Origin of the sequence: Paenibacillus sp. FSL K6-2441 (assembly GCF_037964765.1) — a bacterium.
Lineage (GTDB): Bacteria > Bacillota > Bacilli > Paenibacillales > Paenibacillaceae > Fontibacillus > Fontibacillus phoenicis.
The window spans coordinates 2178601-2200008 of sequence record NZ_CP150174.1 but is presented as its reverse complement, the minus strand read 5'-3'; the positions used below and the strand labels follow the sequence as shown (position 1 = coordinate 2200008).

Here is a 21408-nt window from a genome sequence, read left to right as displayed (position 1 = left end):
TGCCTTAGTTCGTACTGCTTGCTTTCGCCTCAGAGGCGGAACCCGCAGCGCGATCTGCCGGATAATTCTTCGTGGAAAACCGCTTATTCACCAAAAAATGCGACGCAACGTAAACGACCAGGAACAACCCCATGACCCCGGCTGAATAACGGTACATCACCGCATAATCCGTGGCAGATGCGATAGCCCCTAGAATGATTGCACCAATGGCGACGCCAAAATCCGTAGTATTAAAAAACATGCTGTTCGCTACTCCATATTGCTCCGGTGTGCTGGTTCGCAGCATCCAAGCCTGCAGCGTGGGCTGGGTCGCCCCGAAGCCAAGTCCGTACAGCAGCGCCGAAACAATCAGCATCGGCAACGACTGGGTGAACGACAAGACAACCATGCTCGCGACAACAAGCAGCGCAGCCGGGATCAAGACGGCCACATGGCCCTTCGCATCAAAGATCCTGCCGGAGATCGGACGTATGATGATTACAGTCACCGCATTAAACAAGAAGAATAACCCCACCTGTTCAAGGTGAAGAAATTCGCCGAATAAAGCGATAAAGCTTAACAATCCGCTGTATGTAATCGACAATAACGTATTAAGAAAAGCCGGAAACAGGAGTTTACGGTTAAACGGCGCACGACGCTTAGGGGTCGAGTCGCCGGCTCCCGGCGTCGTCTTCATTTCAGTTAACTTCAAATTATTACTCCTCGGAAGTGCCCGGGTGAGCAGCAACAGCGGGATCACCACCAAGACGGCCATTGTCCCCGACAAGGTCAATGTACCAAAACCGAACTTCTGCAGCAAATTTAAGCCGATCATTGGGCCGATCGACATGGCCAAGCTGCTGGACAAGCCGAAATATCCGATGCCTTCCCCCATACGGGATGGCGGAATGATCCGTGACACCAGCGTAGGCAATATCGTGCTGCCGATCCCAAAGCCAAACCCATACCCGGCCCGCACCAACAGCAAACCTCCAACCGAACCCACCCAATCATTTAACTCGGTCATGATTGCCGCAATGATCAAGCCGGCGAACAGCAGAACATTAGGTGAAAATTTCCGCAGCATCGCCGCCGCGAGAAAACGGGTCAGGATCGCGGATACGGCGAATATGCTGGTCACGAGACTGACCTCCAAATCGCTGGCCGCAAGTTCGTTTTTGGCATAGGACGAAAGAGAAGATAACAGCATTTGCAAATTCAAAAACAACAAAAAAGCAGAGATCGTTAATGATATAAACGATCTCGTCCATAATCGGTCAGATTCTTTGTATAAATTCATTTCTTCGCCTCTAATCTACTTGGATGTTATACTTTGCATTGGATCGCTGAAATGCCGATTAATTCGCTGGAGCAGCTCCATGAGCTTCTCGTATTCCTCCGCATCCATGATCCGCTTGACCTCTTCGGTCACACTCCGTTCTATGGGCAAGGTTTCGCGGATCAGCTCTTTTCCCCGCTCCGTGCTGAACACGAGGAACGATCTTCGATCGCGCTTCCCCGCTTGCTTGCGAACAAGTCCCTTGCTTTCCAGCAAATCGATAATTCGGGTGGTCGTTGGCTTGTCCTTTCCGCTTCGATCCGCGATTTCTTTCTGAATTAAGCCATCCGACTGATAGATCTGATGAAGCACGGACCATTGCTCCGGCGTAATGTCATAATCCTTCAGCCGATGCTGCAGTAAGGCAGAGATTTTCCGATAGGCCACACCCATGATAAATCCGACGGCCAGCTCGCTCCGTGAGTGGTCACTTGTCACTTTGAGTCACACCTGCTTTAATAGTTGTCACAACAATTATATGCTAACAAACTAATTGAGGTCAATCTTCTGTCTATTTTCAGGGCGGGTAGGTGATCATCTTTCCCTTTTCCATGAAGGCGGAATACATTACCATAAAAACATCTCAAAGGGGAACAGTATTCATGAAAACTGCCCGTCACCCGCGTCATATCACAAGCAAGCTTAAAAAAAATGAAGCGTTGATGCAAAGCAAAACATTACGGAGCTATCTCCCCGAAACGCGTCGCTTTAATAAAGAGAATCTGCATAGTATGCTGATGAGATATCAGATGGTCTACGTCAAACCAGTGAACGGCACTTGGGGAAAAGGCGTCATGCGGGTCGAATATAAACCTCACTCCAGACACGGGATCTACCAATACCAACTTGACAAGAAGATTAGAACTCATAATTCGGTGGATGAACTCTATCGCTCGATTCGAAAACATAAGCTGAAAGGTCGTTATCTCGTTCAGCAAGGCATTGAGCTGCTCAAATACGATCAGCGCCGCTTCGACCTGCGTGTCATGGTGCAGCGTACCCCGCAGAAGGTTTGGAAGACGACCGGCATGATTGGCAGACTGGCCCATCCGAAGAAGATCGTCACCAATTATCATAACGATGGGAAGCTTGTGTCGGTAGAAAAGCTGCTCTCTCCTTATTTGAAGGGATCGCGGCTCAAGTCTTATACCAGCATGCTGGGAAACTTTGGGGAGGACATTGCCAATCACTTAAAGAAGAGCTTCCCCGGTCTTCGCGAAATCGGCGTAGATGTGGCGATTGACCAGAAGCTTCGGCCTTGGATTCTAGAGGTAAATACCGCGCCGGATCCGTTCATCTTCCGTAAGCTGAAGGCCAAGAGCATCTTCCGCACGATCATGAAATATGCCCGCGCTTATGGCAAATACAAGCGTAAATAAAAATGATAAACGGACGGAGGCTTGCCCATAGGGCATCCTCTCGTCCGTTTTTGATTGGGTAGGGTTTATGAACCAAACTGCCGGTAGATCCCGATCAGCTTCTTGGCGGTTTGCTTCCATCCGAACTTCTCCACAGCGTCCTTCCGCGCTTGTCTGGACATTCTAGCGGTCAGCTCCCGATCCCGGGCCAGCTTCAGAATCCACTTCGCATGCTCTTCGGGGTTGCGGTAGGCATCCACCAGGTAGCCATTCGAACCATGTTTGACGATCTCTCCAATCCCGCCGATATTGGATGCGACGACGGGAAGTCCGGATGCCATCGCTTCCAAATTCACCAGACCAAACGCTTCATGCTCCTGGGAAGGGCACGCAAACAGATCGGCCTGCCGGAACTTGCGATGAATGGAACGATGTGGAATTTTTCCGGTAAATTTGACCGGCACACCCTTCGCCCTTGCCAAACGCTTGAGTTCCCGTAAGTACCCCGGTTTGCCGCCGCCAACAACGGTCAAGCTTACCGCCCCATATTCCTTGCGTACACGACTGATGGCCCGGATCAGAACCGGAACACCTTTTCGTGGAATCACCCGACCCGCGAACAAGACGCGAAAAGTGCCGGAACGCCCGCTTTGTCCGCCTGCCGGGCTAAACCGAGCGGTGTCTACACCTAGATGCACCTTGCGGAGTTTCCCCGCATGCCTTGGGAAACGCGCGGCTAAATTCGCTTTAAGCGATTCGCTGTTGGCAATGATCAAGTCGGCTCGGCCCAGACTTTCGTTCACTTTGGAGGTGGGTTTCACAAACGTTAGCGAATGCAGGAACAGCGTGACCGGAGTATGGAGAAACGCCGCCTTGATCTTAGCCATATAATGCGGACGATTATCGACCTGAATCAGGTCATAACGTCTCCCTTTTAAGTAACGCAAAACGGATGCAATATACTTGCTGGAACTTCCGCTGCTTAAGCGGACGATCGTTAAGTTCCCCATCCGGCTTACGTTGGGCAAGTTTCGGGCCTTTCTGCTGATCAGCGTAACTCGATGATTCAAAGCCAATTGCTTGGCGATGGCCAGCATGCTGATCTCTACCGAGCCGTTACCGGGAACCGGAATCTGCTCGGGCGCTACCATCAAAATATTCATAGGCTCCTCCTAACGCATATGCCTTGTGTTTATTCACCATATGCGTTAAGAGGACTCCCTGCGCAGGTATCCACCCAAGCCGTCAGGTCACGCGGAACGTTCCTGTTCCAAATGCACAGATTTCGCCTTGATCCAGACGGGCATAGGCCATCGTGGTGACCGATTTGTGCGATACGTGAACCAGTTCGGCGGTCACGGTGATCGACCCCTTTACGGCTTTGGTGACGTAATTCAGGTTCAAATTGGTTGTCACCACACTGGCTTCCGGTTTGGCGATCATCGCCAGCAGTCCCATCGCCGAATCGATCATCGTCGCGTGGACACCGCCATGGACGATGCCGATCAAGTTCAAATGATGCGGCTGAATCTGAAGGCGTATCACGACCCGCTGCTCATTCGCTTCGACCACTTGGCAGCCGAGATAATCTACAAATGAGCCAATCGCCGCCTGATTCCACAACGCCAAACGTTGCTGCAGCTCTTCTGAATCCGCTTTCATTTTAGATAACCTCCGTTCATCCCGCTGACTCAGCCCCCCTATCCTGTATCGGGTTAGGCGCATCAACGGTTACTTCTCTTTCGCTTGAGGCGGATTCTGACGCTCCGCTTCCTCCTCCACGAGCCTACGGCGCAGCACTTTGCCGGCCAACGTTTTCGGAAGACTATCCCGAAATTCGTAAACTTTCGGCACTTTATAGGCAGCGAGCTTCTCCTTGCACCAGCGTTTGATGCCTTCCTCGTCCGGTGTTGCACCTTCTTTCAGGACGATATACGCTTTGACCGTCTCGCCGCGATATCGATCGAAGATACCAGCCACGATCGCCTCCTCCACGTCCGGATGCTCAAACAACACCTCCTCGACCTCCCGAGGATAAATGTTATATCCTCCGGCAATGATCAAATCTTTGCGCCGATCCAAAATGTAGAAGAACCCGTCTTCATCCATCCGCCCCAAATCACCGGTGAGCAGCCAGCCGTCGCGCAGCGTCTTGTACGTTTCCTCCGGACGGTTCCAGTACCCCCGCATCACCTGGGGCCCCCGCACGGCAAGCTCGCCGATTTCACCAACTGGTACCTCCTCCAGCGTATCCGGCTGCACGATCATCGCATCGGTATCGGGAAACGGAATGCCGATCGATCCGGTTTTCCGCATCCCCCAGATGTTGTTGGCATGCGTGACCGGTGACGCTTCGGTCAATCCGTAGCCCTCGATCAGCTTGCCGCCGGTTAATTCCTCAAACCGGGTTTGGACCTCAAGCGGCAACGAAGCCGCACCGCTGACGCATACATTAATCGAGGATAAATCGTACCCCGCTACGTCCTTGTGATTAATAATCGCAACGTACATCGTTGGCGCGCCGGGAAATACGGTCGGTTTCTTGAGATGGATCGTCTGCAGCACCTGATTAATTTCAAAACGAGGCATGAGCAGCAGAGTCCCACCTAAAGAAACCGATTGATTTAACAGCACCGTCATGCCAAACACATGGAAAAAAGGGAGCGCCGCCAAATACTTCTCCTTCGCCGGCCTAGCACGGTAAAACCAGAGCTGGTTTTGAATCGTATTGGCCACCAGATTCATGTGCGTCAGCATGACCCCTTTGGCAAAGCCCGTGGTCCCGCCGGTGTATTGCAATAACGCTAAATCCTGTTCAGAATCCACTTCCACATGGCAGGGCTCAGAGCTGCCGCTGGCAAGAAAGGCCGGAAAGGCGATTAAGCGATCATTATAGTTTAAATGAGCCAGCATGCCGTCTTTTTTGGCTTTGATCGGATACAGCATGTTTTTGGGGAAAGGCAAATAGTCCTTAATCGATGTTGCGATGATATATTCCATCGGATGCAGCTTTGTCGCTGTCCTTACCCGCTCCACGAGCGGGTCTAACGTCACCATCACGCGTGCGCCCGCATCGGTGAGCTGATGCTCCAGCTCCCTGGGCATATAAAGCGGATTCGTCATGACGGCGATTCCGCCCATGAGCAGTGTCCCGTAATAGGCGATCACCGCCTGCGGGCAATTCGGCAGCATAATAGCCACCCGGTCCCCCTTGCGAATGCCCAGCTTTCGCAGGGCATTCGCAAATTGGTACGACTGTTTCAGCAGAGTACGGTAATTGATCTTTTTTCCCATGAACTCCAGAGCTGTCACTTCGGGGAAACGAGCAGCGGAAACTTCTAAAAAGTGGGCGAGATTTTGCTTCGGATAATCATAGGTCGGTGGTACTTCAGCAGGGTAGAACTTCAGCCAAGGTTTACTCGACATACGCCTTGCCTCCCAACCTCGCAATTTTACAAAACGTATTTCTCCGCCCGGATCACCTCGGCGGCAATTTGCCGTTTTAATGACAGCGTATTCAGGGCTGACCGCTTTGTCAATTTTTTCAGGATGGAGAGTTGCGTGCGCAGCATATCCCCTGTCTCCATATAACTTAGCGTTTCCTTCGCCAAAGCTTCGATCTTGCCAAATTCCTCTTGAATGAACACCTTCGTCATAGCGATATAGAGTGCTGCCTTGTCTTCACCAGCTTGCGCAATGCGCTTCTTCGTGCGGAGCAACGCGCTTTCCATGGCATAGATGGCGATCATCATATCCGCCAAATGACTGAGCACTTCCTGCTCCCGCTCCAGCTTGAGCTGATATTTTTGCACCGCTTGGGCACCCACCATCAGGAAAATCTTCTTGGCCATGGACAGCAGGTAGGCCTCCTCCTCCAACGTGCCTTCGAAAGTGCGGCTTGGGATCGGCTCCATCAGCTCCGCTTGCAGCTTTTGCGCCGCCTGCAGCAGGGGGAGCTCGCCCTTCATCGCCCGTTTAACCAGCGCGCCGGGAATCAGGAGACGATTAATTTCATTGGTGCCTTCAAAAATCCGGTTGATCCGCGAGTCGCGATAAATCCGCTCAATTCGATATTCCTGTGTAAACCCGTAGCCGCCATGGATTTGCACGCCTTCGTCCGCAACGAAATCCAGCACCTCCGAGCCAAACACTTTGTTGATGGAGCATTCCAGTTGGTATTCGGCGATTTGCTTCGCCGATTGGTAGCCCACGTCCGCGCTGCTGTAATCGACATCGGCTAATCCGACGTCAAACAGGCCGGCTGTACGATAGACCATACTTTCCAGCACGAACGTACGCGTATTCATCTCCGCCAGCTTTTTGCCGATGAGCGGGAAGGACGAGATCTTTTGCCCGAATTGGGTACGTTCATTGGCGTATTTTGCCGCATATTCGATTGCATCCTTGGAGGAACCAAGACATCCTGCCGCCAATTTGAAGCGTCCGATATTCAGGATGTTGAAGGCGATCAAGTGGCCTTTGCCCACTTCCCACAGCAGATTTTCGACCGGCACTTTCACGTCTTCAAGGATCAGAGGGCAGGTGGAGGAGCCTTTGATGCCCATCTTCTTCTCCTCCGGTCCGATGCTCACCCCTTCCATGCTCCGTTCAACGATAAACGTGCTGAAATCGGTGCCGTTCACCTTGGCGTACACAATGAAAATATCCGCAAAGCCGGCGTTCGTAATAAATTGTTTCGTCCCGTTTAACACATAATGCGTCCCATCCTCCGACAACACCGCGGTCGTCTTGGCCCCCAGCGCATCGGAGCCCGAGGAAGGTTCGGTCAAGCAATACGCCGCGAGTAGTTCCCCTGTCGCCAGCTTCGGCAAGTATTTGCGCTTCTGGGCATCGGTTCCGAAAAACACGATGGGCAGCGTCCCGATGCCGACATGAGCTCCGGCTGAGAGGGCAAATGAGGAAGCTTTCGTCAGCTTTTCGCTGATTAACGTTGTGCTGACTTTGTCTAGCCCCATGCCGCCGTAAGCCTCCGGCACGTCAGCGCCGAGCAGCCCTACTTCGCCCGCTTTGCGCAGCAAATCGGCGGTCAGCTCATAGTTCAAATGCTCGATCTCTTCGTCCCGCGGTAGGATTTCCGATCGGACGAATTCCTCCGTCGTCTCGCCGATCATGCGATGCTCCTCGCTGAAATCCTCCGGGGTCACAACCTGACGGTAATCTACATCGGTAATGACAAAGCTTCCGCCTACGATTTTTTCCTTCGTTTCGTTGCTCATGCGATCCTCTCCTTCATTCAAATGGATTCAAGGGTGAACTTCAAAAACGCCGGCCGCGCCCATACCGCCGCCAATACACATCGACACGACACCGTACCTGCCGCCCCGTCGGTGCAGTTCGTGAATCAGGGAGATCGACAGCTTCGTCCCGGTGCAGCCCAGCGGATGTCCGAGGGCAATCGCGCCGCCATTGACGTTCACTTTGTTCTCATCCAGACCCAACTCGCGAATCACGTGTATGCATTGAGAGGCGAATGCTTCGTTGATCTCAAACAGATCCACATCGTCCAGCGTGATCCCTGCAGCCGCCAGCGCCTTCGGAATCGCCTTGACCGGACCTACGCCCATCAACTCCGGCTCCACGCCGGCCACCGCAAACGCGCGGAACGTTGCCAGCGGTTGAAGCCCTAACGCATCGGCCTTCTCCCGGCTCATGACGACGACCGCTGCCGCCCCATCGTTCATCGGCGAGGAGTTCCCTGCCGTCACGGTTCCCCCTTGCTTAAAGCTGGGTTTCAGCTTCGCTAAAGCTTCAAGGGTCGTATCGCTGCGGACACTTTCGTCAGTGTCAAACACAAAGCGCTTCACTTTGACCTTCCCGCGCTCATCCAAGCTGCGCAGCTCCGCCTCAAACGGGACGATCTCCTCCTTGAACTTGCCTTCGGCGATGGCTTGAGCGGCTTTCTGATGCGATGCCAAAGCGAACCGGTCCTGATCTTCCCGGGAGATGCCAAAACGTTCGGCAACGCGTTCCGCCGTATGGCCCATCGCGATGTAGACCTCCGGCATTTCAGCGACGATCCGCGGGTTCGGCGACACCTTGAACCCGGTCATTGGCACATGGCTCATGCTTTCCACGCCGCCGGCGATCAACACATCGGCCTGACCCAGCATGATCCGCTCCGCCGCAAAGGCAATCGCCTGCAAACCCGAAGAACAGAAGCGATTGATGGTAATGGCAGGCACCGTCACCGGAAACCCGGCGTAGAGCGCCATGATGCGTGCAAAGTTAAGCCCCTGCTCCCCCTCCGGCATGGCGCAGCCAATGATGATGTCCTCAACATCCCCTTTGCTCAGACCGGGTGCACGCTCAATCGCGGCTTCCAGCACGATTTTGCCTAAATCATCGGCGCGGGTTTGGACCAGACTGCCTTTCTTGGCTCTGCCCACTGCGGTTCGGGCCGCGGATACAATCACAGCTTCCTTCATCTGAACTCATCCTCCCCTTCGTTTAGTTCCGTAGCGGTTTGCCTTTGCTCAGCATGTGCTGCATGCGTTGCTGCGTCTTGGGTTCGCCGCATAAGCTCAGGAATGCCTCGCGCTCCAGGTCGAGCATATATTGCTCGGTCACCAGCGTCCCGGCGGGCACGTCGCCTCCAGCGAGCACATGGGCGAGCTTGTTGGCGATCAGCAGATCGTGATCGCTGATATAACCGCCTTCGTGCATGCCGAGTGCGCCAAGCTGCAGAACCGCTTTGCCTTCGGAGCCAACGACGCGGAATTTCGTCTCGGGAATCGGCTCATATCCGCTTCCCGCCAGCTTCAAGACGGCCTGCTTCGCTTCGTAAATCAACTGATCGGGATTTAACACCACCCGATCGGTGGACTTCAACAGCCCCAGCCGTTTGGCGTCATGACCGCTGCTGGATACGGTAGCCGTCCCAACCGTTTGGAAGTAGTGGTTGATGTATGGCTGCAAATCAGCCTCAGCCAACATTGCCTGCTGGCTGGCTCGCAATGCCAATTCCTTGCAGCCACCGCCCGCCGGGATCAGGCCAACGCCCACCTCGACGAGTCCGTAATACGTTTCAGCGGCGGCGATGACCTGATCTGCCGGCATGCACGCCTCCACACCGCCGCCCAGCGTCATGCGGTGCGGCGCCGCAATGACCGGCTTTTCAAACCGTTTCAGCCGGTACATCGTGTTCTGGAACAGACGAATAATGTCGTCGATTTCATCCCATTCCTCGTCCTGTGCCTCCATGAGCAGCAACATCAGGTTGGCGCCAACGCAAAAATTGCGGCCCTGGTTGGCAATGACCAGCCCTTCGAAGTTGTCCCGCACCTCATCCATGCTCTGCAAGATCATCTGCAAAATATCCGCGCCGATCGCATTGTTCGGTGAATGGAACTCCAAGCAAGCTACGCCGTCGCCAAGGTCGATCAGGCTGGCGCCGCTGTTGCTGCGCACCACTCGATTCTGCGCCTTCAAGTCGCGAAGCGAGATCTGTTCCGGCGGCAGCGCTACTGGCGCGTATCCTCCAACTGCGGCTTGGAATAGAGAGCCACCGTCTTTTTTGTAGAACGAGGTATTTCCCTCAGCAATCCAGTCCTTGACCCAGGCCGGTACCGTCAGCCCTTCCGCCTCCATCTTCTCAACGGTACGCACCAGGCCGATGGCATCCCACGTTTCAAACGGCCCCAGTTCCCAGTTAAAGCCCCATTTCATCGCTTCGTCGATTTCGCGGATGTTATCCGCAATTTCACCCAGCTTGGCGGCGGAATAAATCAGCACCTGCTTCAGTACATCCCATGCCAGCTGGGAGTAGCGGTCTTGCGTGCCAAGCAGCGCCTTCGTTTTGGCGGCCGCCCCTTTCGCCAGCTTGGCGGCTTCCAAGGAAGCGGACGTCACTTTGCGCTGCGGTGCGTACTCCATTGTCTGCAGGTTTAAGGACAGAATTTCGCTGCCCCTCTCCCCTTTGATTTTGCGGTAAAAGCCCTGCCCGCTTTTCTCGCCGAGCCAGCCTCGCGATACCATGTCCTTCAGCGATGACGGAGCGGCAAACACCTGCTTCTCCGCTTCATCCGATACGTTCGCATATACGTTGTCGGCCACATGCAGGAACGTGTCCAGGCCGACCAGATCCAAGGTGCGGAAGGTGGCGCTTTTCGGTCGGCCCATCGCCGGGCCGGTCACCGCATCCACCTCTTCGACGGTGTACCCCTTCTCCGCCATCTCGCGTAGCGTCACGAGCAGGCCATAGGTGCCGATTCGGTTGGCGATGAAATTTGGCGTATCCTTGGCCAGAACGACCGTTTTGCCCAGCTTTTGCTCGCAGAAGCGGCTTAAGCCTTGAACCAGCTCCGGATCGGTCGTTTGCCCCGGGATGATCTCCAGCAGCTTCATATACCGCGGCGGATTAAAGAAATGTGTGCCGAGAAAATGTCTCCCGAATTCCTCGGACCGCCCTTCCGCCATCGCGTTGATCGAGATCCCCGACGTATTGGAACTGACGATCGTCCCCGGCTTCCAGTGGCGCTCTACCTGGGCGAGCAGTTGCTGCTTGATGGCGAGGTTTTCGACGACGACCTCGATCACCCAATCCACGTCAGCAATCAGGTGCAAATGATCCTCCAGATTGCCGGGTGTGATTCGCTCCGCGAAAGCGTTGTCATATAACGGCGCGGGTTTCGTCTTGGACAGACCGGCGATCGCCGACGTCGCTAAGCGATTGCGCACGAACGGATGGTCGAGCGTCAGCCCAGCGGCCATCTCCGCGTCGCTTAACCGTTGCGGGACGATGTCGAGCAGCAGGCAGGAGATGCCCGCATTCGCCAGTTGGGCAGCGATGCCGGAGCCCATGATACCAGAGCCGATAACGGCTGCTTTTCGGATCGGTTTGTTCATTTGATCTACCTCCTATGACCTTAAAAATTCATTGAGATAATGCGGGGACCGGATCCGCCGCCTGCTCGCCGAACACGGACAACGCCAAAATTTCGGCAATGTCCCGCGCCTTTACCTGGTCTTCCACTTCCTTAAGCTTGGTGCCGTCTTCCAGCATCGTCAGGCAATACGGGCAGGCGCTGCTGATCATGCTTGGATGTACCTCCAACGCTTGCTCGGTGCGGGCCAAGTTGATCCGTTTGCCGGCGGTTTCCTCCATCCACATCAGCCCGCCGCCGGCGCCACAGCACATCCCGTTCTCCCGGGAGCGGGCCATCTCAACCAGCTCCACGCCGGGCACGGCCCGCAGGACCTCGCGCGGCGCATCATAGACACCGTTATACCGCCCAAGATAACAAGAATCGTGATAGGTAACCCGTTCGTTGACCTGGTGGGTCGGCTTCAACCGTCCCTCACGGATCAGCTGCTCCAGTAGCTGTGTATGGTGCTGCACTTCCACCCCCTCCAGACCGAATTCGGGATATTCGTTTTTCAACGTATTAAATGTATGCGGGCAAGCGGTAACGATTTTGCGCACCCCATACCGTTGGAACGTTGCAATGTTTTCATGGCATAGCTGTTGGAACAAGAACTCATTGCCCATCCGGCGCGGCGTATCCCCGGAATTGCGCTCCTCGTTGCCAAGGATCGCGAAGTTAACGCCCGCTTCGTGTAACAGCCGGACAAACGCCCGCGTGACTTTGCGGCTGCGCAGATCATAAGAGCCCATCGAGCCAACGAAATACAAATACTCAAAGGACGGATTATCCTTCACCGTCGGCACAGGAATACCCTCCAGCTCGCCGGTCCAGGCTGCGCGGTCGTTGCGGCTGATCCCCCAGGGATTGCCTTGCCGCTCGATGTTCTGCATCGCCCGTTGGCCTTCCGCAGGAACGCTGCCCTGCATCAGGACAAGATGACGGCGCAGGTCCACAATTTTATCGACGTGCTCGTTCCCCACCGGACATTGATCCTCGCAATTCCGGCAAGTCGTGCAGGCCCAAATTTCTTCTTCGGTCATGACGTCGCCGATTAGTTCAAGATCGGTTGCCGCTTTACCTTGGGCAGCCGGTTGCCAAGCCGCCTTTTGCCAATCCAGCGTCGGGCGGATGTCGGTGATGCCCGATGCGCGGCCCCAGTCCGGTGCCGCATGCGCCGCACCTGCTGCCACCGCGTGGACGCCGTCAGAGCCAAACACATTCGCCGGCACCCACGGCGATTTGCCTGTAACGGCGGCGCCTTTCTCGGTGAGATGATCGCGCAGCTTCGTGATCAGATGCATCGGCGACAGCGTTTTGCCGGTGCTTGCCGCCGGGCAGACGCTGGTGCAGCGACCGCATTCCACGCAGGCGTAGAAGTCGAGCATTTGCTTTTGCGTGAAATCCTCAATGCAGCCAACCCCGAAGCTCTCGGCTTCTTCGTCTTCAAGGTTCAGGCTCTGCAGCCGTCCATGCGGTTCCCGCCGGCGCAGCCAGATGTTGATCGGTGCTGTGATGAGATGGAAGTGCTTCGATTGAGGGATGTATACGAGAAAAGAAAGCAGGATCAATAAATGCAGCCACCAAAACACGTAAAAAACAGCTTCCGCGGCGGCCGCAGGCAGCCAGGCGAATCCGGCGGCGATGGCTGACGAGACCGGGGCGTACCATGAAAACTCCAGCCCCATCCATACACGTTCGAAGCCTAACGACAAGAGCACGGAAACCATCAAGGCATAGATGAAAATCACAACGATGCCAGGTTTCCAACCCTTTTTTAATCGCGGCAGCTTCTCGATATAACGGCGGTATGCGGCGTACCCCATCGCGATGAGAATCGCGAGCGCGGTAAACTCTTGGAACCAGCCGAACAGCTCGTATGCAGGCAACGGCAGATGACCGCCGCGCGACAGCCCTTTGACGATCAGATCAATCGCCCCAAACTGCAACACGATAAACCCGTAAAACACAACAACGTGCATCAACCCGCTTTTGCGATCCTTCATCAGCTTCTTCTGCCCGAGCACTTGCGACCAGAATTCGCCTTGGGCTCCCCCGTGCCTAGCACGGAAGTCGAACGGCCGGCCAAGCCGCAGATACAGGTAACGACGGACTACAGCCTGATAGAACACGAATATGGCATATCCCGTAACGGCGGCAAACAGCAAAGCGTTTAGCGTAAGCCAAAACGTAACCATGAATATGCGTCCCTCCTTCGAACAATTCTTTTTGTGGAAAGAGATCGCTGATCGATAAAGTGTGTCAATGTGTGCGGGAATGCTGGTTCTGGCAGGACTAAGGGGTTCATTGATTTCACAACAGTCATAGCCGAAATGGAGATAAAGCTGAATTACTGGGATCAAAGTGTTAATGAGTGATGAGTTCCTAGCACGATTGAGGTTGGCCCTCGTACAAGTCAACAGGGTAAACGTTTACAACATGAAGTTAAATGAAAATCTTAAGGAACGTCCCTTGACAATCGGTGAGTTCTTCCCCTAAGATTAAGAAAATGAATGACGGTTCATTCAGTTGTTTTAAATTTTAGCATTGAGGTGGCTCGATGACAAGTAGGAAACAGGAAAAATTTGAAATGATCTTGGATGCAGCGGAAAAAGTCATTGCGGAGAACGGGTTCCACGGCTCCCAGGTCTCAAAAATCGCCAAAGAGGCTGGAGTCGCAGACGGCACAATTTATTTATATTTCAAAAATAAAGAGGATATCCTGATCTCCCTCTTCCAGGATCGGCTGGGCAAGCTTGTTGATCTGTTCCATCAGAACATCCGTGAAACGAGCACAGCCGAAGAAGCGCTGCGTAAAGTGTGCGAAATTCACTTCACCCATCTGGAGCAGAACGTAAATTTTGCGTACGTGACGCAAATCGAGCTGCGGCAAAGCTCCCTCGAACTGCGCAAGGCAATCGGCCTTGCGGTGAAGCCCTACATCACGCTCATCGAGCATATCTTGAAGAGAGGGATCGAGGAAGGCTCGTTTCGCGCCAACCTGGACACCAAGCTATCCCGTCAGCTGATCTTTGGAGCCTTGGACGAGGTCGTGACCTCCTGGCTGATCTCTGGTATGAAGTACTCTCTATCCGCTCAAGTGGAGAACACGGTAGACTTTTTCCTGCGTGCGATGAAGAAGTGAGCCCTTATTTCTGAGCAACACCCCACCTATCGGCTCTGCGCTAACGCTTGTGATCGACCTTATCAGAGGCAAAATCGGAATCTGCATCATATAACGCTTGTCACAGCGCTTATTTGCTGGTTTTTGAGGAATATCCCCCTCAAATCGTGCCATTAGCGTTACTGATCAGCGTTAGAAGTGAAATTCACTCCTTATCGCCCAAATAAGTGCGCTGGCAAGCGTTAGCATGAACTTGAGGCAGAACATTCTTGAAAGGAGTTGGCCCGCATGCATGTCGTTGTAATCCTGAAACAAACCTTCGATACGGAGGAAAAAATCGTCATCACCAATGGTAAGATTGGTGATGACGGCGTTAAGTTCGTCATTAACCCTTACGACGAATATGCGGTTGAGGAAGCGCTGCGCCTGAAGGAAGCCCATGGCGGCACGGTGACGGTCGTGTCGGCAGGGCCGGAAAGAGCGGCCGAAGCGCTGCGCACCGCCCTGGCGATGGGCGCTGATGAAGCGGTACGGATCGCCACAGAGACGATCGATACGGACGAATACGGCATCTCCCGCCTGCTCGCCGCCTACCTGCAAACGCTGAACTATGACCTTATCCTGGGCGGCAACTTCTCCGTGGACAACGGAGCCGGTCAAGTCGCCGTGCGGCTTGCCAAGCTGCTCTCGCTCCCCCACGTCTCGTCGATTACGAAGCTGACCGTAAACGGAGATCGGGCAACCGCCGTACGGGATGCGGAAGGCGACGCTGAAACATTGGAGGTGGCGTTACCCGCTGTTTTCACGGCCCAGCAAGGCTTAAACGAACCACGCTATCCGTCGCTCCCCGGAATTATGAGAGCAAAGAAGAAACCGTTCCGCGAATTGGCCCTCTCCGATCTTGGACTGAACGAAACCGACATCGCCCCCAAAACACGACGGCTTGGCCTCTCCCTGCCGCCGGCCCGCCAAGCTGGCAAGCTGCTCGCCGGTGCACCTAGCGAACAGGCAGCGGAATTGGTTCGACTGCTGCGCTCTGAAGCGAAAGTCATTTAACCCGAAGGAGGCGTTAATCATGAGCAAAACGTACGTGGTGATCGTCGAAACGAAGGATGGTAAGCTTCGCCAAGTCTCTTTGGAAGCGCTTCACGTTGCGAATGCGCTGCGAGGCGAAAGCGACCGGCTTGCGGCGGTGCTGCTGGGTCATCAGCTGGATGATGCCGCAGCCGAGCTGAGCCGTCATGTGGAGGGCCATGTGCTGGTCTTGGATCATGCCGAACTCCATGCTTATCAGCCGGAGCTGGCCTTTGAAGCGATACTGCAAGCCCTGGCCGTGCTGCCGGACGAATCGAGACTCATCCTGCTTGGACATACAGCCATCGGCCGCGATCTCGCACCTCAGCTGGCTGCCTGGCTTGATTGCGGGCAAATTTCTGACGTTACCGCCCTCACCAAGGACGGCGACAGTGTTGTATTTACGCGTCCAATTTATGCCGGGAAAGCCTTTGAGCAAAAAGAACTGGCAGACGGCAGCGGCATCGTGACCATCCGTCCAAACAACTTCCCCCCTGCAGCCCCAGCCGCTGCCTCAGGGACGCTCGTTCCGTTGGAGTTTACCCCGCCTGCAACGCTGCACACGATCCTCAAGGATGTGGTGCGCAAAGTGTCCGGCAAGGTCGATCTCACCGAAGCGAAGATCGTCGTATCCGGAGGACGCGGCGTGAAAAGCGCCGACGGCTTTAAAGTGCTGGAAGAACTGGCGGACACCCTCGGCGGCGCCGTCGGCGCTTCGCGCGGTGCGTGTGATGCCGGGTACTGCGACTATGCGCTGCAAATCGGCCAAACCGGAAAGGTCGTCACACCGGAAATTTATATCGCCTGCGGGATTAGCGGCGCGATTCAGCATCTGGCCGGCATGAGCCAATCGCGGATCATCATTGCCATTAACAAAGACCCTGAAGCGCCGATCTTCAAGGTAGCCGACTACGGCATCGTTGGCGATCTGTTCGAAATCGTTCCCTTGTTAACCGAGCAATTTAAAGAAGTCCTCGCTGAACAGACCTCCTAATATAAAAAAAAATGCCTGCATCACGTGATGCGGGCATTTTCCTCGTAAGGAATCAATAAAACATATTCAGGATCGACCGCAGTACCTTACCCATGCCGTTCGCTTTTTTCCGTTTTTTCACCGATCGCTTGGGAACGGTCATCCCTTCAAAGCAGTTAGGGTTGCCGGGTCTTTTCAACGACTGATGGAACTCTTTAATCTCCCGTTCACTTACGTAAAAATCTTGATAATTCATGGGATAACCTCCTTGCTTCCGGGGCTGGTAACGACCGCCCCTCTGCTTATTTCCATTATCTGCTTCAAAAGCAGGAAGAAAAAGAGTATACTATTCCAAAGTCATTTCCCCTTTTGCGTTTGCAAGGAGGACGGGGGCATGGAGGTGTGTGATCGTGTTAACCGCAGAGCGTTATTTGGCGCTGCTGAATCATTATGCGGAGGGAAGCGGCGATTCGGCAGAGCCTCGCGAAGTTGAGGTCGCGCTGGAGGATTTAACGAAGCTGTTTCATTGTACGGAGCGGAACGCCAAGCTGGTGATCCGCAAGCTGCAGGAGGAAGGTCTGATCGACTGGTCGCCGGGCCGAGGGCGCGGGCATCGTTCCCGTTTGGTATTTCGGGTGAACCGGGAAAATTTCTTGATCGACCTGGCCCAAAGGCTAGCGGAAAAAGGGGAATACCGCTTGGCCTTCGAATTCCTTCATCAGTACGAAGGCGATATCCATGCGCGGGAACGGTTCATTCAGTGGCTGAATGACCAGTTTGGAGCGGAACGACAGCTCGCCGCAGGTCAAAGCTGCCGGGACATCTTCCGCCTGCCTGTGTATAAAGCTCCGCTTACGTTAGATCCGGCCAAGCTGATTTACGACTTGGATTCCCATCTCGTTCGGCAAATCTTCGATCGGCTGGTGCAATACGATCAGACGAAGGGTCAAGTGACCGGCATGATCGCCCATCATTGGGATCATGATGAGACCGGTACGGCGTGGACGTTCCATTTGCGTAAAGGCGTGCGTTTTCATCATGGAAAAGAGCTCACCGCCGAGGACGTCGTTTTCACCTTTTCTCGGCTGCGGGAAGTCTCAACCAACCGCTGGTTGGTGTCGAGCGTAGACCGGATCGAGGCGCTGGATGCGCGAACCGTTGTGTTCCAGTTGCATCAACCAAATTGGCTGCTCCCCCGCCTGTTCTGCTCCTCATGTGCTTCCATCCTTCCTGCCGATTTACTCAGTAAGGACGAAACGGCATTTTGGCAGTTTCCAAGCGGCACTGGCCCGTTCCGGCTTACCCATTGGAGCTTGAACCGGATGGAGCTTGAGGTACATGCGGGTTATTTTCTCGGTCGACCTTATTTGGACGGCGTTACCCTGGTCTTTCTGCCCGACGATATTCCGAATTCCTCCAAGTTGAGATGGGAGCAACTGATCGTCAACGATTCACGGGTTCCCGCCCAAGCCGGGGACGATTGGAATCGAATCCAGACCTTAAGACGGGGCTGCAGCTTAATTTCCTGGAATCGTAACCGACTTGGACCGCAGCAATCGCTGGCGTTTCGGCAGGCGATTAACCTGGTGATTGACCGCCCTGGGTTGATCCGAACTACGGGGAAATCCGGATATCCGGCACGCAGCTTCCAGCCAACCGAGGAAACCACGCTGGGGGTTCATCGGCACGATCCGGCCGCCGCAAGGCAACTGCTGGAGGAAATAGGTTATATCGGCGAGCCGATCCGCTTGGCAGCCCATTATCTCGATAGAGAGGAAGCCGAATGGATCAAACTCCAATGCGATACGATCGGAATTCCGGTTGAGGTTGTGAATTATGAAAAAGGTGATATGGCAAGAACGGCTGCCCTGGAAGCCGCTGCCGTCCTGTTATACCTCGTCTTCGCCGAGGATGAGGTGTGCGAGTTGGAAAGCTTCTTGCAGGAAGACAGCTACATCCGTTTGCATATGCCGCCGGAATTAAGCCGCTGGGTGTTCGGCATGGTGGATGAAGTTTTTGCGTCCAGAAGTCCGGAGAAACGGCGGGTGTTGCTGCAGCAAATCGAAAATCGCCTGCAGGATGAAGCGCAGGTTACTTTTCTTGTGCACAGCATGTTGAACACGTATGTCCACCCTTCCATCCGCGGTGTTGCGATCAACAACCTCGGCTGGATGGACTTTAAGGACATCTGGCTGACCTCCACAGCGGGGTGAGTCCCCTAAAAAAAGCGTCTGGCTGTTGAGCCAAACGCTTTTTGTATTAATTAACCTTCATTCGGTTGTCAATCGGCCCAAACTCCTTGTCGCCAGCCGGAGCCTCAATGTTGCCAAACGGCATTTGCGCAATTAGCTTCCAGCTTTCCGGTACGCCCCATTCCTTCCGCATTTCCTCGTCGATTAAAGGGTTATAATGCTGGATCGAAGCGCCTACGCCTTCGTCCGACAGGGCTGTCCAAACGACATATTGTAACATGCCGTTTTGCTGCGCCCAAACCGGGAAGTTCTCGGCGTATAAGGCAAACTGCTTCTGCAACCCTTCGATCACCATCTGTGTGAATGGAACCTCCCTTAATATGCCCCCAATAGACGTAAATCCAACCCATCCCGAAGCAGCTTCCGTTTACTCGCTGATGAGCTTTAAACCCACGGCTGCGCCTAAAATAAAGGCAATAAACAGCAGCCTCCGCCACTCGCGGGATTCGCCATAGAGCAGCATCCCGGCGATCGCGCTTCCCGCTGTACCGATTCCCGTCCACACCGCATACGCCGTCCCCATGGAAATGGTTCGCATCGCCAAGGTCAGAAACAGGAAGCTGAGCAAAAAACCGCCGGCCATCCAGGCATACGCACCTAGGCTCTTACGGGTGTTGATTTTGTTAATCCCGATCACGCCCAGCACCTCGCCAAATCCGGCAAAAACAAGCAGTATCCAATCCATCGGTTAAGCTCCCCCTTCCGTCTGCTTCTCTCCATCGGTCACCAGCTTCAAGCCGATAACGCCGACCAGCAACAGCAAAATGAGCAGCAGCTTAGCCCAGCGGAACGGTTCCCCAAACAACGCCATCTCCGCGATCACCGTACCTGCCGTGCCGATGCCCGTGAATACGGCATAGACCGTGCCAATCGGAAGCCGCCGTCCGGATAAGATCAGTAAGTACATGCTCATCACGATACAAACCGCCGTCGCTCCCCAGCCGAGCGCATCCCCGGCGTGCTTCAAGCCGATCACCCATCCAATCTCAAATAAGCCGGCAACGCCGACCCACCCCCAATCACGTTTCATGCTGCATGACTCACTCCTTTATGCAAAAAATAAAACCCGAAAGATATCAACAAACGATATCTCCCGGGCTTTTGTCCCTCCGTGTCCACGACATGATAAAGTGCCGCGCGTTCCCTCTTGGACCAGTCCGGCCGGTGTATCCGCCGCGGAACCCTAGGGAACAATTCGATAGCTATCTTAACCGATTCCTGCTGCAGGGTCAAGAAGTACCGATAATTTTAAGTATACAAAACTATACTATAGAACAATTTTGTGCGTACTTGTAAGTTGTAATCCGATCGACTAACATGGATATTGACTGAGGTTTATTCCATAACATTCTAAAAGCAAGAGAAGGAGTGATAGAGAATGAGCGCCCAACTATTTACCCCGTATACGATCAAACAGGTTACGTTTAAAAACCGGATCGTCATGTCCCCCATGTGCCAATATTCTTCCCACAACCGAGACGGAAAAGTCGAGGATTGGCACCGGGTTCACTACGCGTCCCGCGCCGTTGGCGGCGTTGGCTTGATCCTTGTCGAAGCGACGGCCGTCTTACCAGAAGGACGGATTTCGTATCGAGATCTTGGCATCTGGAGCGATGAACACATCTCCGGATTGAAGGAGCTCGTTGACCTTGTGCATCGTAACGGCGCCAAAATTGGGATTCAACTCGCCCATGCTGGACGGAAAGCGGAGCTCGAGGAAACGATTCTAGCGCCGTCTGCCATTCCGTTTCCGGAGAAAAAAACGCCTAAGGCCGCGGATGCCGAGGATATCCGGCGGATTGTGGAAGGTTTCCGCGACGGGGCACGCCGCGCGAAGGAGGCCGGTTTTGACGTCATTGAGATCCATGGGGCCCATGGGTATTTGCTGAACGAATTCCTTTCTCCGGTGACCAACCATCGGGAAGACGAATACGGCGGAAACGCCGATAACCGTTACCGGTTGTTGAGCGAAGTGATCGAGGCAGTAAATTCGGTTTGGTCCGGTCCGCTGTTCGTCCGGATCTCGGCGAATGAATACGATCCGCAGGGCAATTCGCTGGAGCAATATATCAACTATGCCCGCCGAATGAAAGCGCAAGGCGTGGATCTGATTGACTGCAGCTCTGGCGGGTTGGTTCCGGCACAAATTCAAACGTTCCCGGGATATCAAGTGAACCTGGCGGAACAAATCCGCCGCCAAGCTGAGGTTGCCACCGGTGCCGTTGGTTTAATCACGGACCCTTCCCATGCGGAAGAAATTCTCGGCAACGGGCGGGCAGATCTGGTGCTGTTAGGCCGCGAGCTGCTTCGCAACCCTTATTGGGCGTACGAGGCTGCCAAAGCCCTGAACACGACGTTAGAGCGCCCGGTTCAATACCAAAGAGCTTAAAACGGACCAGTGTTGGAGGCCCGTTTTCGCGATTGGCG

19 protein-coding genes and 1 riboswitch are annotated in these 21408 nt (G+C 54.3%); of the genes, 6 read left to right on the top strand and 13 right to left on the bottom strand.

The annotated features are described in order from the left end of the window. Window positions 1-4 precede the first annotated feature (4 nt). Both NSQ80_RS09950 and NSQ80_RS09945 read right to left on the bottom strand, forming a co-directional pair. The gene (locus tag NSQ80_RS09950; protein ID WP_009223212.1) at window positions 5-1279 is read right to left on the bottom strand and encodes an MFS transporter; all 1275 of its coding nucleotides are present in this window, start codon (window positions 1277-1279) and stop codon (window positions 5-7) included. A gap of 15 nt (window positions 1280-1294) precedes the next feature. Continuing rightward, a complete protein-coding gene (locus NSQ80_RS09945) occupies window positions 1295-1756 on the bottom strand; it encodes a MarR family transcriptional regulator (RefSeq protein ID WP_009223211.1) in 462 nt (153 codons plus the stop codon). Between the two features lie 164 nt (window positions 1757-1920). Here NSQ80_RS09945 and NSQ80_RS09940 point away from each other — a divergent pair, with 164 nt between their 5' ends. Then, complete coding sequence (locus NSQ80_RS09940) at window positions 1921-2697, top strand: YheC/YheD family protein (RefSeq protein ID WP_260069953.1); 777 nt, start codon at window positions 1921-1923, stop codon at window positions 2695-2697. A 65-nt stretch (window positions 2698-2762) separates the two neighbouring features. On the opposite strand, the gene NSQ80_RS09935 is transcribed toward NSQ80_RS09940, so the two are convergent. The 7 genes from NSQ80_RS09935 to NSQ80_RS09905 form a co-directional block, all read right to left on the bottom strand. Further along, window positions 2763-3839, bottom strand: a complete 1077-nt coding sequence (locus tag NSQ80_RS09935) for a glycosyltransferase family 4 protein (RefSeq protein WP_339302126.1) — start codon at window positions 3837-3839, stop codon at window positions 2763-2765. Window positions 3840-3921: 82 nt separating this feature from the next. Beyond that, window positions 3922-4338: a PaaI family thioesterase gene (locus tag NSQ80_RS09930; protein ID WP_050769664.1), complete on the bottom strand. Its 417-nt coding sequence runs from the start codon at window positions 4336-4338 to the stop codon at window positions 3922-3924. 69 nt (window positions 4339-4407) lie between these two features. Beyond that, complete coding sequence (locus NSQ80_RS09925; RefSeq protein WP_009223207.1) at window positions 4408-6102, bottom strand: long-chain fatty acid--CoA ligase; 1695 nt, start codon at window positions 6100-6102, stop codon at window positions 4408-4410. Window positions 6103-6128: 26 nt separating this feature from the next. Then, on the bottom strand, window positions 6129-7913 hold the full coding sequence (locus tag NSQ80_RS09920; RefSeq protein ID WP_260069951.1) for an acyl-CoA dehydrogenase family protein: 1785 nt from the start codon (window positions 7911-7913) through the stop codon (window positions 6129-6131). Window positions 7914-7940: 27 nt separating this feature from the next. Continuing rightward, on the bottom strand, window positions 7941-9122 hold the full coding sequence (locus NSQ80_RS09915; RefSeq protein ID WP_009223205.1) for an acetyl-CoA C-acyltransferase: 1182 nt from the start codon (window positions 9120-9122) through the stop codon (window positions 7941-7943). A 22-nt stretch (window positions 9123-9144) separates the two neighbouring features. Next, complete coding sequence (locus tag NSQ80_RS09910) at window positions 9145-11541, bottom strand: 3-hydroxyacyl-CoA dehydrogenase/enoyl-CoA hydratase family protein (RefSeq protein ID WP_339302125.1); 2397 nt, start codon at window positions 11539-11541, stop codon at window positions 9145-9147. A 28-nt stretch (window positions 11542-11569) separates the two neighbouring features. Continuing rightward, window positions 11570-13756, bottom strand: coding sequence for a (Fe-S)-binding protein (locus NSQ80_RS09905; RefSeq protein WP_339302124.1), 2187 nt, complete (start codon window positions 13754-13756; stop codon window positions 11570-11572). A 362-nt stretch (window positions 13757-14118) separates the two neighbouring features. On the opposite strand from NSQ80_RS09905, the gene NSQ80_RS09900 reads away from it, so the two are divergent. From NSQ80_RS09900 to NSQ80_RS09890, 3 genes are all read left to right on the top strand, one after another. Next, window positions 14119-14703 carry a TetR/AcrR family transcriptional regulator gene (locus NSQ80_RS09900; RefSeq protein WP_260069948.1) on the top strand — a complete coding sequence of 195 codons (585 nt, stop codon included), beginning with the start codon at window positions 14119-14121 and terminating at the stop codon, window positions 14701-14703. A 267-nt stretch (window positions 14704-14970) separates the two neighbouring features. Beyond that, window positions 14971-15738: an electron transfer flavoprotein subunit beta/FixA family protein gene (locus NSQ80_RS09895; RefSeq protein ID WP_339302123.1), complete on the top strand. Its 768-nt coding sequence runs from the start codon at window positions 14971-14973 to the stop codon at window positions 15736-15738. Window positions 15739-15757: 19 nt separating this feature from the next. Then, window positions 15758-16750 carry an electron transfer flavoprotein subunit alpha/FixB family protein gene (locus tag NSQ80_RS09890; RefSeq protein WP_339302122.1) on the top strand — a complete coding sequence of 331 codons (993 nt, stop codon included), beginning with the start codon at window positions 15758-15760 and terminating at the stop codon, window positions 16748-16750. Between the two features lie 52 nt (window positions 16751-16802). Here the strand turns inward: NSQ80_RS09890 and NSQ80_RS09885 are convergent, their stop codons facing one another. After that, window positions 16803-16985 carry a hypothetical protein gene (locus tag NSQ80_RS09885; protein WP_009223199.1) on the bottom strand — a complete coding sequence of 61 codons (183 nt, stop codon included), beginning with the start codon at window positions 16983-16985 and terminating at the stop codon, window positions 16803-16805. 154 nt (window positions 16986-17139) lie between these two features. On the opposite strand from NSQ80_RS09885, the gene NSQ80_RS09880 reads away from it, so the two are divergent. After that, window positions 17140-18942 (top strand): ABC transporter substrate-binding protein, encoded by a 1803-nt coding sequence (locus tag NSQ80_RS09880; protein WP_339302121.1) that lies wholly within the window; start codon window positions 17140-17142, stop codon window positions 18940-18942. A gap of 46 nt (window positions 18943-18988) precedes the next feature. Here the strand turns inward: NSQ80_RS09880 and NSQ80_RS09875 are convergent, their stop codons facing one another. Genes NSQ80_RS09875 through NSQ80_RS09865 form a run of 3 tightly spaced genes read right to left on the bottom strand, consistent with a single transcriptional unit; the run spans window position 18989 to window position 20011 of the window. Continuing rightward, a complete protein-coding gene (locus NSQ80_RS09875; RefSeq protein ID WP_323079064.1) occupies window positions 18989-19312 on the bottom strand; it encodes a nitroreductase family protein in 324 nt (107 codons plus the stop codon). A 36-nt stretch (window positions 19313-19348) separates the two neighbouring features. After that, window positions 19349-19666 carry a multidrug efflux SMR transporter gene (locus NSQ80_RS09870; RefSeq protein ID WP_009223196.1) on the bottom strand — a complete coding sequence of 106 codons (318 nt, stop codon included), beginning with the start codon at window positions 19664-19666 and terminating at the stop codon, window positions 19349-19351. Window positions 19667-19669: 3 nt separating this feature from the next. Continuing rightward, window positions 19670-20011 carry a multidrug efflux SMR transporter gene (locus NSQ80_RS09865; protein WP_009223195.1) on the bottom strand — a complete coding sequence of 114 codons (342 nt, stop codon included), beginning with the start codon at window positions 20009-20011 and terminating at the stop codon, window positions 19670-19672. Between the two features lie 58 nt (window positions 20012-20069). Then, window positions 20070-20179, bottom strand: a riboswitch (guanidine-I (ykkC/yxkD leader). Between the two features lie 180 nt (window positions 20180-20359). Between NSQ80_RS09865 and namA the strand changes: the two genes are divergently transcribed. Then, the gene (namA, locus tag NSQ80_RS09860; RefSeq protein WP_009223194.1) at window positions 20360-21370 is read left to right on the top strand and encodes an NADPH dehydrogenase NamA; all 1011 of its coding nucleotides are present in this window, start codon (window positions 20360-20362) and stop codon (window positions 21368-21370) included. The last annotated feature ends 38 nt before the right edge of the window (window positions 21371-21408 follow it).